The organism is Pseudooceanicola sp. (assembly GCF_041987405.1).
Lineage (GTDB): Bacteria > Pseudomonadota > Alphaproteobacteria > Rhodobacterales > Rhodobacteraceae > Pseudooceanicola.
Window position 1 is genome coordinate 671,587 of record NZ_JBHIWR010000002.1, and the last position, 15,711, is coordinate 687,297.

General features: G+C 64.7%; 17 protein-coding genes. 5 read left to right on the forward strand and 12 right to left on the reverse strand.

Annotated features, from left to right (window positions below; translation table 11 throughout):
- Positions 1-2 precede the first annotated feature (2 nt).
- A complete protein-coding gene (locus ACFC2Y_RS08075) occupies positions 3-554 on the reverse strand; it encodes an NADPH-dependent FMN reductase (protein ID WP_375173771.1) in 552 nt (183 codons plus the stop codon).
- A 146-nt stretch (positions 555-700) separates the two neighbouring features.
- Here ACFC2Y_RS08075 and pncA point away from each other — a divergent pair, with 146 nt between their 5' ends.
- Both pncA and pncB read left to right on the forward strand, forming a co-directional pair.
- Positions 701-1,297: a bifunctional nicotinamidase/pyrazinamidase gene (pncA, locus tag ACFC2Y_RS08080; RefSeq protein ID WP_375173770.1), complete on the forward strand. Its 597-nt coding sequence runs from the start codon at positions 701-703 to the stop codon at positions 1,295-1,297.
- Positions 1,298-1,422: 125 nt separating this feature from the next.
- Positions 1,423-2,715 carry a nicotinate phosphoribosyltransferase gene (pncB, locus tag ACFC2Y_RS08085; protein ID WP_375173769.1) on the forward strand — a complete coding sequence of 431 codons (1,293 nt, stop codon included), beginning with the start codon at positions 1,423-1,425 and terminating at the stop codon, positions 2,713-2,715.
- Here the strand turns inward: pncB and ACFC2Y_RS08090 are convergent.
- The 9 genes from ACFC2Y_RS08090 to ACFC2Y_RS08130 form a co-directional block, all read right to left on the reverse strand.
- Positions 2,712-3,338: an NYN domain-containing protein gene (locus ACFC2Y_RS08090; protein WP_375186427.1), complete on the reverse strand. Its 627-nt coding sequence runs from the start codon at positions 3,336-3,338 to the stop codon at positions 2,712-2,714. The two genes, pncB and ACFC2Y_RS08090, sit on opposite strands and share 4 nt — an antisense overlap.
- A 338-nt stretch (positions 3,339-3,676) precedes the next feature.
- Positions 3,677-3,994 carry a type II toxin-antitoxin system RelE/ParE family toxin gene (locus ACFC2Y_RS08095; protein WP_375173767.1) on the reverse strand — a complete coding sequence of 106 codons (318 nt, stop codon included), beginning with the start codon at positions 3,992-3,994 and terminating at the stop codon, positions 3,677-3,679.
- Positions 3,991-4,248, reverse strand: coding sequence for a type II toxin-antitoxin system ParD family antitoxin (locus ACFC2Y_RS08100; RefSeq protein WP_375173766.1), 258 nt, complete (start codon positions 4,246-4,248; stop codon positions 3,991-3,993). The genes ACFC2Y_RS08095 and ACFC2Y_RS08100 overlap by 4 nt, the downstream gene beginning before the upstream one ends.
- A gap of 204 nt (positions 4,249-4,452) precedes the next feature.
- On the reverse strand, positions 4,453-4,866 hold the full coding sequence (gene arfB / locus ACFC2Y_RS08105) for an alternative ribosome rescue aminoacyl-tRNA hydrolase ArfB (protein ID WP_375173765.1): 414 nt from the start codon (positions 4,864-4,866) through the stop codon (positions 4,453-4,455).
- A gap of 296 nt (positions 4,867-5,162) precedes the next feature.
- Positions 5,163-5,783, reverse strand: coding sequence for a queuosine precursor transporter (locus ACFC2Y_RS08110; protein ID WP_375173764.1), 621 nt, complete (start codon positions 5,781-5,783; stop codon positions 5,163-5,165).
- 64 nt (positions 5,784-5,847) lie between these two features.
- Positions 5,848-6,726: an esterase-like activity of phytase family protein gene (locus tag ACFC2Y_RS08115; protein ID WP_375173763.1), complete on the reverse strand. Its 879-nt coding sequence runs from the start codon at positions 6,724-6,726 to the stop codon at positions 5,848-5,850.
- Positions 6,699-7,613, reverse strand: coding sequence for a penicillin-insensitive murein endopeptidase (gene mepA, locus ACFC2Y_RS08120; RefSeq protein WP_375173762.1), 915 nt, complete (start codon positions 7,611-7,613; stop codon positions 6,699-6,701). Before mepA ends, ACFC2Y_RS08115 begins: the two co-directional genes overlap by 28 nt.
- The gene (locus tag ACFC2Y_RS08125; RefSeq protein ID WP_375173761.1) at positions 7,583-8,938 is read right to left on the reverse strand and encodes an MFS transporter; all 1,356 of its coding nucleotides are present in this window, start codon (positions 8,936-8,938) and stop codon (positions 7,583-7,585) included. Before ACFC2Y_RS08125 ends, mepA begins: the two co-directional genes overlap by 31 nt.
- A gap of 80 nt (positions 8,939-9,018) precedes the next feature.
- Positions 9,019-9,555 (reverse strand): acyl-CoA thioesterase, encoded by a 537-nt coding sequence (locus tag ACFC2Y_RS08130; protein ID WP_375173760.1) that lies wholly within the window; start codon positions 9,553-9,555, stop codon positions 9,019-9,021.
- 151 nt (positions 9,556-9,706) lie between these two features.
- Between ACFC2Y_RS08130 and ACFC2Y_RS08135 the strand changes: the two genes are divergently transcribed.
- From ACFC2Y_RS08135 to yaaA, 3 genes are all read left to right on the forward strand, one after another.
- Positions 9,707-9,994 (forward strand): YggT family protein, encoded by a 288-nt coding sequence (locus ACFC2Y_RS08135; RefSeq protein ID WP_375173759.1) that lies wholly within the window; start codon positions 9,707-9,709, stop codon positions 9,992-9,994.
- Positions 9,995-10,166: 172 nt separating this feature from the next.
- Positions 10,167-12,218 carry a DNA helicase RecQ gene (gene recQ / locus ACFC2Y_RS08140; RefSeq protein ID WP_375173758.1) on the forward strand — a complete coding sequence of 684 codons (2,052 nt, stop codon included), beginning with the start codon at positions 10,167-10,169 and terminating at the stop codon, positions 12,216-12,218.
- 9 nt (positions 12,219-12,227) lie between these two features.
- Positions 12,228-12,995, forward strand: a complete 768-nt coding sequence (gene yaaA, locus ACFC2Y_RS08145; protein ID WP_375173757.1) for a peroxide stress protein YaaA — start codon at positions 12,228-12,230, stop codon at positions 12,993-12,995.
- A 76-nt stretch (positions 12,996-13,071) separates the two neighbouring features.
- On the opposite strand, the gene rnr is transcribed toward yaaA, so the two are convergent.
- Together rnr and ACFC2Y_RS08155 are read right to left on the reverse strand one after the other, a co-directional pair.
- Positions 13,072-15,348, reverse strand: a complete 2,277-nt coding sequence (rnr, locus tag ACFC2Y_RS08150) for a ribonuclease R (RefSeq protein ID WP_375173756.1) — start codon at positions 15,346-15,348, stop codon at positions 13,072-13,074.
- A 135-nt stretch (positions 15,349-15,483) separates the two neighbouring features.
- Positions 15,484-15,711, reverse strand: a 228-nt coding sequence (locus ACFC2Y_RS08155; protein WP_375173755.1) for a hypothetical protein, incomplete at its 5' end; no start/stop codon positions are given.

Here is a 15,711-nt window from a genome sequence, read left to right on the forward strand (position 1 = left end):
CCCTATCGGTGCAGATCGACCAGATCGGCCAGCTTGCCAAGGTTCTTGGCCAGAAACTCCCGCGTGTCCGCATCACTGACCCGCCCGTCCGACACCTTGTCACCCATCCGCGTGATCGCGACCTCGCCCCCGGTCACGAAAACCGCCCCGACCGTCGAAAGAACCTGACGCAGATGGTAGTTCGACAGGATGCCGCCCAGCTGCCCCGGCGATTGCGTGGCCACCAGTGTCGGCTTGCCCGCCAGCGGCTTGCCCGGCTCCATCGACAGCCAGTCGAGCGCGTTCTTGATCACCGCCGAGCAGGAGCGGTTGTACTCCGGCGACCCGACGATCAGCCCGTCCGCCGCCGCGATCTTCGCCGCGAAATCCTGCACCACCTCGGGCCCATGGCCGTCCTCGCGCAGATCGGCGTTGTAGAAGGGCAGGTGGCCGATCCCGATCAGGTCGATCGTCATGCCCCCGGGGGCAAGCTCGGGCAGGGTTTCCATCATCTGGCGGGTGAAGGACCCCTCGCGCAGCGATCCGGTCAGTCCGACGATTGTCATCTGGCTCATGTCATCTCTCCTTTCCGGGACAAGCTAATGCGCCCGCCGCGCGCGTCCATCCGCCCTGTCGGCGGAGGCGCACGCCCGGCCCCCCGGCACGTTGACCCCGCCTCCCGGCCTGTTAACGTCCCCCCGATCCCAGACAGGAGCCCGCCATGACCCGCGCCCTCATCGTCATCGACGTCCAGAACGACTTCTGCCCCGGCGGAGCGCTCGCCGTGGCCGAGGGCGACACGATCGTGCCCGGCATCAACGAACTGATGTCCGAATTCGACACGGTGATCCTGACGCAGGACTGGCACCCGGCGGGTCATTCCTCCTTCGCCTCCTCGCACGACGGCAAGGACCCGATGCAGATGATCGACATGCCTTACGGTCCGCAGGTCCTCTGGCCCGACCACTGCATTCAGGGCTCGCACGGCGCGCTCTTCCATCCCGATCTGACGACGGACCGCGCCGACCTGATCATCCGCAAGGGCTTCAACCCGGCAATCGACAGCTACTCCGCCTTCTTCGAGAACGACCACAGCACGCCCACGGGGCTGGAAGGCTACCTGCGTACCCGCGGCATCGAGAACCTGACCATGGTCGGCCTCGCCACTGACTTCTGCGTCAACTTCTCCGCCGTCGACGCGGCGCAACTTGGGTTCATTGTCACCGTGCTGACCGACCTCTGCCGTGGCATCGACCTCGACGGTTCGCTCCTGGCGGCACTGGACGGGATGCGTGACGCCGGGGTGACGATCACCTGAGGGCGACCGAGGCCGAGATACGCCGAGGTCCGCCGCCCGCGCCCCACACGGCCGCCACAGGAGGACCAGCTTGCCATTCCCCCGCGCGCCCTGCTTTAACCTATCCCAAAGCAGGAGCCCGCACGATGACCGATCTCGCCACACGCGTCTGGAACCACCGCTGGAAGATCGACCCGATCGTCCGGTCCCTCATCGACACGGATTTCTACAAGCTCCTGATGTGCCAGTCGGTCTTCCGCAACAAGCGCGACACCCAGGTCACCTTCTCGCTCATCAACCGCTCCAAACACGTCCCCCTCGCCGATCTGATCGACGAGGGCGAGCTGCGCGAACAGCTCGACCATGTCCGCTCCCTCTCCCTCACCCGTGGCGAGTCGACCTGGATGCGCGGCAACACCTTCTACGGCAAGCGCCAGATGTTCCGCCCCGACTTCATGGAGTGGTTCGAGAACCTCCGCCTGCCGCCCTACCACCTCGAACGCGTCGGCGATCAGTACGAGCTCACCTTCGAAGGCTCCTGGCCCGAGGTCATGCTCTGGGAAATCCCGGCCCTCGCCATCCTGATGGAACTGCGCGGCCGGGCCATCCTCGACCGGATGAAGCGGTTCGAGCTGCAGGTCCTCTACGCCCGCGCCATGACCAAGATCTGGGAAAAGATCGAACGCCTGCGCGAGGTTGACGGCCTCCGCATCGCCGATTTCGGCACCCGCCGCCGCCATTCCCACCTTTGGCAGGACTGGTGCGTGCAGGCGATGATCGAAGGGCTGGGCGACAAGTTCACCGGCACCTCCAACTGCCTCATCGCCATGCGCCGCGATCTGGAGGCCGTGGGCACCAACGCCCACGAACTCCCCATGGTCTACTCCGCCCTGGCCGAGGACGACGCCGCGCTCGCCCGCGCGCCCTACGACGTCCTCGCCGACTGGCACGAGGAGCACTCCGGCAACCTCCGCATCATCCTGCCCGACACCTACGGCACCAAAGGCTTCCTCGAAAACGCCCCCGACTGGCTCGCCGGCTGGACCGGCATCCGCATCGACAGCGGCGACCCCGCCACCGGCGCCGAGATCGCCATCAACTGGTGGAAGAGCCGCGGAGAGGACCCCCGCCAGAAGCTCGTCATCTTCTCCGACGGTCTGGATGTCGAGAAGATCGAGGAACTCCACCGCCAGTTCGCCGGCCGCGTCCGGGTCTCCTTCGGCTGGGGGACGTTGCTGACCAACGATTTCCGAGGTCTGGTCGACGACGACGCGCTGGCCCCGTTCTCGCTTGTCTGCAAGGCCGTGGCAGCGGACGGACGGCCGACGGTCAAGCTCTCGGACAACCCGGAGAAGGCCATGGGTCCGGCAGACGAGATCGCCCGGTACAAGCGGGTGTTTGGGGTGGGGGAGCAGGAGAGTTTGGAGGTTGTGGTTTAGTCTGGACCGATCATGGCATCGGTGTGAGCCTTTAGTTCTCTTTTTATGCCATGACCCATGTGAGCGAGTACCACACGGACTCCTTCTCTCCTGGCGAACTTGAACGCCGGAATTAGGTCGCTGTCACCGGTCACTACAACTACCGTTTGGACGAGTTCGCGGAGAGACAATCGGGCTATGTCCAACCCAATGCGAAGATCGACCCCTTTCTGTTCGATATCGAGCGTAAAATCCTTTTCATCCAATATTCGCTCGGCTAAAGAATCGTCTCTTAGGGCTTTAGGATTCAGCTTGTAGCCACGAGGAGATAATTCTCCTGCTCGGAGAGAGATATCCGGTTGTAGCTCAAGGCTTTGAAGAAATGCTTGATTTCTCCGAAATACTTCAGTGTCGGCAAGATTTATTTTCGCGCCAGTGATGGGATGTTTAAGAGTTCCGGTCGCGGGGTATGCGTCGTAATAGTAGGCTCTCAAGAACTCATAATTCGAGAACATCGCATTCTCGCGGATACGAGTAATTTCGCTAACAACATCATCAACATTCGGGATCTTGTTGCCCAACTTCTGGTACAGTTTTCTGGTGAAGAAACCGCCGTCAACGAGTATTGAAAATCGGTGGGACAATTAGTCGACTCCGCCCATTCGTGTTACAGTTGCCCATAAACTTTGATATGCGACGAATGGAACGGAGTCTATTTTTCTATTTGCAAGCTTGTGGGCCTGCACCCGTCGTATATAGGAAGTTTCCTGTGATGTGGTAGAGTCTACTTTGCAACAGTTTGTCGCGGGGGAGGAGGCATATCTGGATAAAGCATTGATAAGTATATATTTTCTGGTCAGCGCGCTTGTTCGGACAAAAATGATCACAATTTTCTTGGCTTCACGCTGTGGAAGCAACCCGTAGGGTGCGTGCTCGCACGCACCACCTGCCGCCCCGCCATCGGTGCGTGACATCACGCACCCTACCGCCCCAATTCCCGCACCCGTCTCCCCAAATCCATCCGCTGGTGCACCACGTCCACCACCACAACCGCCCCGTCCCGCTCCACGAACACCACGTAATGCCCGCCCGCCCGCGCGAACCGGAGCCCCTCCGCCCCCGGCACCAGCACATCGCAGCCCTGCGTCACCGCCTCTCCCGCCGCGATCCCTTCGCAGCAGGCCAGCAGCTCCGCCTGATAGGCCTCTGCCTGAGCCGGTCCGAATGTCTCATATGTCCAGAGCGCGATCTCCGTCAGGCTTTCCTCCGCCTGCCGGGTCAGCCGCCACGGTCGGGTCACGCCCGATCCCGCGCCTTCGCAAAGGCCCGCCGCACCGCCTCCGCCCCGCTGCCCTCGGCCAGCTCTCCGGCCTCGGCCTGACGCAGTCCTTCCGCCAGCCGCGCCCGCAACTCCGCCGTCCCGGCTTCCTCGGCCTCCAACAGCCGCAACCCGGCCCGCAGCGCCTCGCTCGCGTTCTGATACCGGCCAGAGGCGACAAGACGACCGACCAGCTCTTCCTGCTGATCCGTCAGAACGACATTGCGCGTGGCCATCGAAGCCTCCTTTGAGCGGTCATTGGCAATATATGCCAAAACGCGCCCAATGTGTAGGGAACGCCTCTCCGGTCCAAACTGAGGGCAGCGACCGACCCGAGGGTGGCGCAATAGCGCCGCCCTGGGGGGCGGGTCGGCGCTGCCCGGCGTATCCGCCGGGCGGGACACATGATCGGTGTTCCGAAAAACATAAGGTGCGTGGGATCACCTCTCCCACCCACGGCCTTCCTTCACCTCTGACCGGGCCTTCTTCGCCTCCACCCGCTTCCGCTTCTGGTTGGCCGAGACCTTGGTCGGGATCCGCCGCTTCGGCGCGACCGTGGCTTTGCGCACCAACTCCGCCAGCCGTTCCCGCGCGATCTCGCGGTTCCGGGCCTGCGACCGCTCCGACGAGACCTGCAACACGATCGCCCCGTCCTTCGTCCAGCGCCGCCCCGCCAGCCGCCGCAGCCGCCGCTTGACCGCGTCGGGCAGGGAGGGCGACCGCTCCGCCTCGAACCGCAGCTCGACGGCCGAGGACACCTTGTTCACGTTCTGCCCGCCGGGACCGCCGGAGCGCACGAACTGCTCCGTGATCTCCCAGTCTTCGATCGTGATCTGGTCCGTGATGCGTAACATGCTGATCTTCCGAAAATACCGACGTGATACCGACACGATACCGACGTAATACCGATGTCCGTTCAGACAAGCAAAAGGGCCATCCGATCGGATCGGATGGCCCCCTCGAGTTCAGGAGGTGCGCCGGTTAGGCGTGCACCAATCTGGTCAAAAACACCCCAAGGGCTGCCTCAGGATGTCTCCTTCCAGACTGTTCCGACACCTCTCTCCGTAATCCCAATAGACACTAGAGCACCTCCTTTCATCAGTTTCCGATATGAGGATGGTGCCACAGATTTCGTGTCTGTCAAAAGAAATCACGCTACCTGTGGTGAAAGTTTCGCGACAATTGCCCGGAAAGGCAGCAAAGCCAGCAGCGCGAGGCCCAGTTTCACCATCCAGTCCGCCACTGCCAGCGACACCCAGAGCGGCACCACCGGCCCCACGCCCAGAAGCGGCAGCGCCTCCCCGGCCCAGGAGACATCATTGCCCGGCTCCAGGAAAACAAGGGCGCCGGAGAAGGCGACGGTAAAGAAGATCGCCGTATCCAGCGACGACCCGACCAGCGTCGAGGCGAGCGGCGCCCGCCACCAGGACCCATCCCGCAAGCGGTTGAAAACAGAGACGTCTATCATCTGCGCGGTCAGGAAGGCGAGGCCGGAGCCAAGCGCAATCCGCCAGGTCACCAGCGGGCCGAACTCGCCCATGATCTGCGTGCCGATCAGCGAACAGATCACGCCGACGACAAAGCCGATGACCACCACGCGCCGCGCGGCAGACACACCGTAGACGCGGTTCATCACATCGGTGACGAGGAAGGCTATGGGGTAAGTGAAGGCCCCCCAGGTCAGCCATTGGCCGAACAGGACCTGAACGAGGATATTGGAGGCCACAACAACGGCGGCCATGGCGAGAACGCCGGGAAGAATGCGGGTCATATCTGATACCGTTTTTTAGACAAGGTCGCGGAGACTTGTGCGCCCCATGGCGCGGGGCCGGGGGTTACTCCGCCACGCCGGGCTTGGCAAGGATTATCTCGGCAAAGCCACCGGGCAGGAAGGGCAGCTGGTTGTCGTCCGCCACCATTGTCGCCCTCAGTGCGCCTGCCGCGTCGGTCCACAGGCTCAGCCCTTCCAGGTTGCCGTAGCTCCGGCGCGGCGCCCAGAGGATCTCTCCTTCCAGGCCGTCCTCGCCGTTCAACACAACCCGCCGGATGCGCGAGCGCAGGCCAAGCAGCCCGACTTGTCGTTCCAGAACATAAAGCGCGCCGTCCGGTCCGAAATCCGCCCCGGTCGGGGAAAACCGGCGGTCGATGGAGAGGCTGCCGTAGGGCTCCCAGCTGTCCTCTGTCTGCCGCAGGATCACGGCCGTCTCCCCGCCGCGCAGCTCTTTCTCGGAGATCAGGATGGCACGCCCCTCGGCATCCAGGGCCAATGCTTCGAAGCCGAGGTTGGCATGATAGAGGTCGGTTGGCGGCAGATCGGGCAGGAGACGTTCCCGCAGATCCGGGCCAAAGACACGCACCCGCAGCATCGTCTCGAAGGAGACGACGGGCAGCCCTTCGGCATTGATCGCCAGCCCCTCCGCATCGTTCCAGGGCCCGACCAGTTCCCGCCCCTGCGCGTCCAGCAGGCGGTGGACCTCCGTCACCTCCGCACCTTGCAACTGTCCCGCCTCGCGGAGGAACCGGCCCCGGATCAGCATGTTGCGATCGCTGATGGCGGTGAACGTCCCCCCGTCCGCACCGACCACGAGGCCGGAGAGCCCCCCAATCGGCTCCGGGGTATCGGTGATCCGGATCGTTTCAGTCTGAAGGATGATGGCGGCCCAGAGACCCAGGGCCGCGGCGATGCCTATCGCGACTGTAGTACGTTGACGCATTGGCCCGGCAGATCCGCCATGGTGAGTTGTCGGCGCGGTTGCGGCTTGGGCGCATCGGGGTCGGGCGGCGGCGGGTTGAGGATGTTGCGCACCCAGTCCTCCGCATCCTTGCAGCCGTCGCCCGGGGGCGGGGCGGCCTGATCCACGCAGCCGCGCATCCCCTTGGGGCAGCTCAGGCGGACGTGGAAATGATAGTGGTGGCCATACCAGGGGCGGATCTTGCGCAGCCAGGACCGGTCGCCCTTTTCGTCCTTGCACATCTGCACCTTGGCACCGGGGAAGACGAATATCCGCGCGACCCGCGGATCACTGGCGGCGGCCTTGAGCACCTGGTGATGCTGCGGTGTCCAGTTCGCGTTGACATAGGCCCCCCGATCCCGGCGCAGCGAGATGGAGGACAGGTTTTCCCGCTCGGACCGGCTGAGGTTCAGGCGTTTCGGCGGCAGCATCCAGATGTCCGCATCCAGCCCGATCTGATGCGAGGCATGGCCCGACAGCATCGGCCCCCCGCGCGGCTGCGACAGATCCCCGATATAGAGACCCGCCCAGCCAGGCTGCTGCGCCGCCTTCTGGCTGAGCTTTACCAGATAGTCGATCAGCTCCGGCTGGCCCCAGTTGCGGTTCCGCGACAGGCGCATCGCCTGCCAGGTCGGCCCGGTCTCCGGCAGTTGCACCGCCCCGTCCTGACAGCCCTTGGAATAGCCGCCGAAAGGCTGCGCGCGATTCAAGCTGCCTTGTTTCATCGCGCCGAACAGCTGCCGAGCTTCCTTGCCGCGCATGGAGGCGGGGATCTCCTGCTGCGACGAGAACTGCATCGGCGTGGTGTTGCCCCCGATACAGGCGCTCAGAAACAGGGTCAGGACGAGGGCTGAGAGCTTTCGGACCATTGCGCGGGGTCTCCTTCCGGTTTCACCCAGACTAGCAGGATGAGGCCAAGGAGGAAGAGGAAGATGAGCGGCGAAACCCCGATTTGCTGGGACCCGCTCATCGTGGTGACGATCCCGATCAGGGTCGGCGCGAGGAAAGAGGTCGCCTTGCCGGCCAGCGCATAAAGGCCAAAGGCCTCGGCCATGCGGTCCGGGTTGGCCTGCCGCACCATCATGGTCCGGCTCGCCGCCTGGATCACGCCGCCCGCTGCGCCGATCAGTGCGCCGAAGACGAAGAAGGTGATGTCGGGCAGCATCGACCCCTCGGCCACGGCGATGCCGTAGACCGACTCGCGCGAGACGAAAATGATCGAAACGGCCACGAAGGACAGGATCAGGATCGACCCGATGATGACGGGTTTGGGCCCGAAGCGTTGATCCATCCGTCCGCCGACCACGGCAAAGATCGCGCCGGAGATAATGGCGACAATGCCGAAGACACCGATGAAGACCACCGACCAGCCCAGCACGCCGGAGGCATAGATCCCGCCGAAGACATACATCCCGTTGAGCGCGTCCCGATAGAACATCGACGACGACAGATAGGCGAAGAGCGAGGGCGTGCGCGGCAGGTTCCGGATCGTCCCGACCAGCCCCTTCAACGCGGAGCCGACCGCGCCCTTGGCGGGTCTGGCCGCCTTCGGGTCGCGCACGAACACGAAGAAGGGGATCATGAAGACCGCGTACCAGATCGCCGTCAGCGGCCCCACGGCCCGCGTGCCCTCCCGCATCTCCGCATCCAGTCCGAGGATCGGGGAGATGCCGATCAGTGTCTTCCCGGTTTCTGCATTCTCCGCCAGCAGCACCAGCATGATGACCAGCGCCACCAGCCCGCCGAGGTAACCAAAGGCCCACCCATTGCCGGAGATCCGCCCGATCTCCTCCTTCGAGCCGAGGTCGGGCAGCATGGAGTTGGTAAAGATCGTCGCCAGCTCCATCCCGATCATGCCGATGCCGAAGAAGAAGAGCGTCGTGTAGAGATCGAAATCACCCGGCGCCGCGAACCACAGCATCCCCGACCCCACCACATAGAGGATCGAGAACAGCCAGATCCACTTCAGCCGGTTGCCCGAGACATCGGAAATCGCCCCGAGGATCGGCGCGAGGATGGCGATGGTGAACCCGGCAAGCCCCACCCCAAAGCCCCAGGCGGCCTGCGCCTGCGCGCCGTCGCCGATCAGTTCCTGCACGTAGGGTGCGAAGATGAAGGTGATGAGCAAGGTGTTGTAGGGCTGGCTGGCCCAGTCGAAAAAGAACCAACCCCAGATCCGCTTGCGCAATTCCATACCATTCCCCCGCTTTGCGGCGATATGAGCCGGAAAGGGGCGAGGGGGCAAGAAAATCCTTTATGAAATGATGCTTGGCCTCAGACCCGGGCGGGCGGCCAGGGGCGGCTGTCGTCGGCGGTGAAAAGGGCCGCGACCCAGTCCGGCAGATCGGGGGAGGTATCGGCGACCCCCAGCTCCTTCAGGATGTCCTCCGTCGGGACCATCTTGCCATTGCCGACCAGCGCCGTGCGGAAGATGCCGTGATTGGCGCAGGTGCCGTCCTTTACCCACATCGACTGTTCGATATAGACGAAACGCCCGTCCCAGCCCAAGAGGCGCGACTGCATCTCCACCCGCTCCAGAACGGTCAGACGGCGTCGGTAGCGCACCACCGACCCGGCCACCGTCAGCCCCCATTTCCGCTTGCGCAGCACCCGGAACAGCCCCGATCGCATGGCAAAGGGGATGCGCCCCAGGTCGAAGATCGACAGGGTGCGGCCATTGTTCAGTTCGGACATGAAATCCAAGTCCCAGGGCCAGATTCGGTGATGCGAGACATGAACATCCCGCAGCCCGAGCGGCGGCGCGGAGCGGAACTTGACGATTTCCTTGGCGAGACGGATGAACGGATACACGGGCGCACCTCCTGACCGTGATATCTGTCCGCGTTGACGCGAAGGTCAACGTCTACCTGACGTCAATCCTTTCTCAAGGTCCCGGATGCACAACGCCTTGCCTAAAGGTCCTTGCGTCCCTAGGTAGAGCGGACCCAGACAGGAGACCCAGATGCAGTCGCTTTTCCAGATCCTCATGCTGATCCTCGACATCGTGTGGTTCTTCGTGATCGTCCATGTGATCATGAGCTGGCTGATCTCCTTCCAGATCCTGAACGTCCGCCAGCAGTTCGTCGGCCAGATCTGGTACGGTCTGAACCGTCTGATGGAACCGATCTACGGGCCCATCCGCCGCATCCTGCCCCCCATGGGCGGGCTGGACCTGGCGCCGCTGGTCGTGCTGATCGGGGTCTATGCGCTGCGCATCATCCTGGCCAACAACGTCGCCGCCTTCTACTGACGGCGCGCCCGGCTGCGGTGTCGGGCAAATGAGTATTTCTGGAAAGATGAAGTCCCGGAGGTGCACAAGATGCGCCCCTTTTGCTTGAATCCTCCCCCCATATTTTGGTTTACTGGCGATTAACGGCCTTGTGGCCGAATAAGAGCAGTCATCCGGAACATGAGGGGGCAGAATGCCCGAACAGGACCGCGCACCCGCCACGCTTCTGCGCGAAATCTTCGGCTTCGATGCCTTCCGCCCGGGGCAGGAGGAGATCGTCCGCGCCGTCACCCAAGGCCGCGATACCCTGGCCATCATGCCGACAGGCGGGGGCAAATCGCTGTGCTATCAGCTGCCTGCCCTGCTGCGCGACGGCGTGACCGTGGTGATTTCCCCGCTCATCGCGCTGATGCGCGATCAGGTGCGGGCGCTGCGGGCCGCGGGGGTGGAGGCCGGGGCGCTGACCTCCGGCAATACCGAAGAAGAGACCGAGGCGGTCTGGGAGGCGATCCACGCCGGGCGGCTGAAGCTCCTTTACCTCGCGCCGGAACGTCTTGCCTCCGTCGGGACGCAGGACATGCTGGGGCGGATCGGCGTGTCGCTGATCGCCGTGGACGAGGCGCATTGCGTCAGCCAGTGGGGCCATGACTTCCGCCCCGACTACCTGCGGATCGGGGAGCTGCGCGCCGCGCTGGACGTCCCCGTCGCCGCCTTCACCGCCACAGCCGATGCGGAGACGCGGGCGGAGATCATCACACGTCTCTTCCCCCACCACGCGCCGGAGCAGTTCCTGCGCGGCTTCGACCGTCCGAACATCCACCTGGCCTTCTCCGCCAAGGACCAGCCCCGCCGCCAGATCCTGACCTTTGCCGCCGCCCGTAAGGGCCAGTCCGGCATCGTTTACTGCGGCACCCGCGCCAAGACGGAAACCCTGGCCCAGGCCCTGCGCGAGGCGGGCCATGCCGCGATCCACTATCACGGCGGGATGGAGCCCGACGCCCGCCGCGCCGCCGAGACGCAGTTCCAGCAGGAGGACGGGCTGATCGTCGTGGCCACCGTCGCCTTCGGCATGGGGATCGACAAGCCCGACATCAGATGGGTCGCCCATGCCGACCTGCCCAAGTCCATCGAGGCCTATTATCAGGAGATCGGCCGCGCCGGGCGTGATGGCGCGCCTGCCGAGACGCTGACGCTATTCGGCCCCGATGACATCCGTCTGCGCCGGTCCCAGATCGACGAGGGCCTCGCCCCGCCCGAACGCCGCATGGCCGACCATGGGCGGCTGAACGCACTGCTCGGTCTGGCGGAGGCGCTGGAATGCCGCCGCGCCACCCTGCTGCGCTATTTCGGCGAGGAGGGCGGCACCTGCAACAACTGCGACCTCTGCGACAAACCGGCGGAGACCTTCGACGGGACGGAGGCCGTGCGCAAGGCGCTGTCGGCCATCCTGCGCACCGACGAATGGTTCGGCGCGGGGCATCTGATCGACATCCTCACCGGCAATCCGACCGACAAGGTCCGCGCCCGGGGGCATGAGGATCTGCCGACCTTCGGTGTCGGTCGCGACCTCAAGCGCCCGGAATGGCAGGCCATCTTCCGCCAGATGATGGGCCACGACCTGATCCGCCCCAACCCCGACCGCCACGGCGCCTTGACCATGACCGAGAGTGCCCGCCCCATCCTGCGCGGCGAGGACAGCATCACCCTGCGCCGCGACACGATCACCGCCGCCAAGACCCGCCGCCCAGCCGTCAAGACGCTGGTCAACGAGGAGGACGAACCCCTCCTGTCGGCCCTCAAGGCCAAGCGCCGCGAACTGGCCGAGGGGCAGGGGGTGCCCGCCTACATCATCTTCAACGACCGCACCCTGATCGAGATGGCGGAGGTCCGGCCGCAGACACTGGACGAAATGGCCGGGATCTCCGGCGTCGGTGCAAAAAAGCTGGATACCTACGGCGCGACCTTCCTGTCGGTGATCACCGGCACGGTGGAGGAGATGCACCCCAAGCGGATGAAGTTCGCAGGCCGGGGCGGCGATCTCTATGACCGGCTGATGGAATTGCAGCGCGATCTGCACCACGGCACGGACGGGACCGAAAAACCGCTGTCCTGTTCCGCCTCCACCATCGCCAAGATTGTTGAAATGAAACCGCGCGATCCCGCCGCGCTGGAACGTATTCTCGGCGACCGCAAGGCCGAGCGCTTCGGCGCGGCCTTTCTGGACGCCATTGCAGAGGCGAGCTAAGTCACCGACATGCTGATCACGATCTCTCCCGCCAAGCGGCTCGACTGGGATGCCCGCGATATCCCAATGACCGAACCCCGGTTCCTGTCGGAGGCCAATTCGCTCGCCCGCACGATGCGCGGCCGGACCCTGAAAGAACTCAAGGGGTTGATGGACCTCTCCGACGACCTGGCCAAGCTCAACCGGGACCGGTTCCGGGATTTTGCGGATAACCCGTCACAGGACGCCCTCCGCCCCGCTGCCCTGGCCTTTGCCGGCGACACCTACCAGGGGCTGGAGGCCGGATCGCTGGAGCCGGAGGAGCTGGACTGGGCGCAGGATCACCTCTGCATCCTCTCGGGGCTATACGGAGTGCTGCGGCCGCTGGATGGCATCCAGCCCTACCGGCTGGAGATGGGGTCGCGGTTGAAGACCCGACGCGGCAAGACCCTCTATGACTACTGGGGCGCGACCCCGGCGAAGGCGCTGAAGGATCAGGCCGAGGCGATTGGCACCGACACCCTGATCAACTGCGCCAGCCAGGAATATTTCGGTGCGGTGGATGTGAAGAAACTGGGCCTGCGCGTCATCACCCCGACCTTCCTTGAGGAGAAGAACGGCAAGGCCAAGATCGTCTCCTTCTTCGCCAAGAAGGCCCGGGGGTCGATGGCGCGGTTCATCATCACCCGGCGGCTGACCGACCCGGAGGGGATCCGGGATTTCGACTTCGGCGGCTACCAGTACGATGCAGAGGCTTCGTCCCCCGACGCGCCGGTCTTCTGGCGGCCGGCGGAGTAACACCTTCTTTTTGCCGAAAATATCCTCGGGGGTGAATTGGCCGCAGGCCAAGAGGGGCAGACAGCCCCTCATCCCCTCACCGCCGCTGTCGCTTCAGCTTCTTCTTCACCTTGTCGCCCTTCTTCTTCGCGCGCACCAGCTTCCGCTTCGGCCCGCCAGCAGCAGAGCGTCCCCGCCCGCGCGGCCCGCGCCCGGTCGGCCCGTGTTTCACCACCTCGCCATCCAGCGACAGCAGTTCCAGCATCAGCCCGCCGGTCACAGGCGCGGCCTCGGCCAGTTTCACGGTCACGCGCATCCCCGGTTGGATCACCACGCCCGAGTCCGCCCCCATGAGCGTCGCGCCCTCGCGGTCGTAGTGAAAATATTCCGCCCCGAGATTGCGCATGGGCACCAGCCCGTCCGCCCCGGTTTCGTCCAGCCGCACAAAGGCGCCGAAGCGGGCAATGCCGGAAATCCGCCCCTCGAACTCCTGCCCGACCCGTTCCGACAGATAGGCGGCGAGGTAACGGTCGGTCGTGTCGCGTTCGGCCACCATGGACCGGCGTTCGGTTTCGGAGATATGGGCGGCGACACTGTCCAGCTCCGCGATCTGCTCGCCCGTCAGCCCGTCATCACCCCAGTCATGCGCCGCCACAAGCGAGCGGTGCACCACCAAGTCGGAATAGCGTCGGATCGGCGAGGTGAAATGCGCGTAATTCGCCAATGCCAGGCCAAAATGGCCGAAGTTCTGCGGCGCGTAATAGGCCTGGGTCATCGAGCGCAGGGTCGACATGTTGATCAACTCCGCCTGATCCGTTCCGGCGGCGGCGTTCAGCAGTTGGTTCAGATGCGCCGTCTTGATCACCTGCCCCTTGGCCAGCGTAAACCCGGCAGATGAGGCCGTGTCGCGCAGGCTCTCCATCTTCTCCGGCGGCGGTTCTTCGTGCACGCGGAAAAGCAGGGGGGATTTCCTGGCGATCAGCGTCTCGGCGGCGGCGACATTGGCCAGCACCATGAATTCCTCGATCAGCTTGTGCGCGTCCAGCCGGTCGCGGAACCGGACCGACAGCACCTCGCCCTCGTCGCTGAGCACGATCTTGCGCTCCGGCAGATCCAGATCCAGCGGCTGCCGCCGCGCCCGCGCCTCTTTCAGCGCGTCATAGGCGGCGTAGAGGGGCCGGATCACCTCCTCCAGCAGGGGGCCGCTTTTGTCGTTCGGGCGACCGTCCATCGCCTCCTGCACCTCTTCATAGGCCAGCGAGGCCGACGACCGCATCAGCCCGCGGTGAAACGAATGGCCCAGCTTGACCCCATGGGCATCCAGCCGCATCCGCACCGCGATACAGGGTCTTGGCACCCCTTCGTGCAGGGAGCAGAGGTCACCCGACAGTCGGTCCGGCAGCATCGGCACCACGCGGTCGGGGAAATAGGTCGAATTCCCGCGCTTCCGTGCCTCACGGTCCAGCGCGGAGCCGGGGCGCACATAATGCGCCACATCCGCGATTGCGACCCAGAGGACATGACCCCCCTCGTTCTTCGGGTCCTCATCCGCATGGGCATAGCAGGCGTCGTCATGGTCGCGCGCATCCGACGGGTCGATGGTCACGAAGGGCAGGTCGCGCAGGTCCTCGCGCCCCTTCAGGCCGACGGGCTTGGCCTTGTCCGCTTCCTCGATCACCTCGTCGGGGAAGTCGTCGGGAATGCCGTGCTGGTGGATCGCGATGAGCGAGACTGCCCGGGGCGCCGAAGGATCGCCAAGCCGGGTGACCACCCGCGCTTTGGGCAGCCCCATGCGCGCCTTGGGTCCGGCCTGTTCGGCCTCGACCAGCTCGCCATCCTTGGCGCCGTGGGTCGCGCCCGGGGGCACCATCCACTCCAGATCCGAACCCTTGTCGATCGGAACCACGCGCCCGCCTTCCGACCCCGCACGATAAATCCCGAGGATCCGCTTGGGGTTATGCCCGATCCGCCGGATCAGCCGCCCCTCGTAGTCCGGCCCATGCTCGATCAGCGTCAACCGTGCGAGGATGCGGTCCCCCGCGCCAAGCGCCGGATCGGCATTCCGCAGCACCATGTGCACGACGGGTTCCTCGCCCTCGCCTTGCCATTCCAGCGGTTTCGCGGTCAGATCGCCATTCGCATCCGGCCCGTTGACCAGCAGGACCGAGACGGGGGGCAGACGGTCGGGATCGCGATAGGTCTTTTTCCGCTTCTCCAGATGGCCCTCCTCCTCCAACTCGCGCAGCACGCGCTTTAGGTCGATCCGGGCCGCGCCCTTGATGCCGAAGGCCTTCGCGATGTCGCGCTTGGCGCTCAGGCCGGGATTGTCGGCGATCCACTGCAGGATCTCGTCTTTGGAGGGGATGTGACTCATGCCCTTGGCCTATCACGCGGCGCGCGCGGCGTCACAGCGAAAACGCTCCGGGGAGAAGGGGGCGGGGGATCCTCCGGCTGGCCCCAGGGAGAACAAGCCACCGGACACGCGCTTGACCTTCCGCCCCGCCCGCCGTCACATCGCCCGACGACCGGAGACCCCATGACCGAGCTTCTCACCCCCGCCGCCATCACGGCCGCCTTGACGGCGGTCTTCGTGATCTCCTTCTTCAAGGGCTGCAGAGTCACAGTTGAAGTGCAACAGCGATAAGGTGCTGTTGCGATGGGACGAAACTATGAACATCTGAGCGCGGAGGATCGCCTGTCGATCTTTCGCGGCCTCGAACTGGGTCTGACGCAGCGT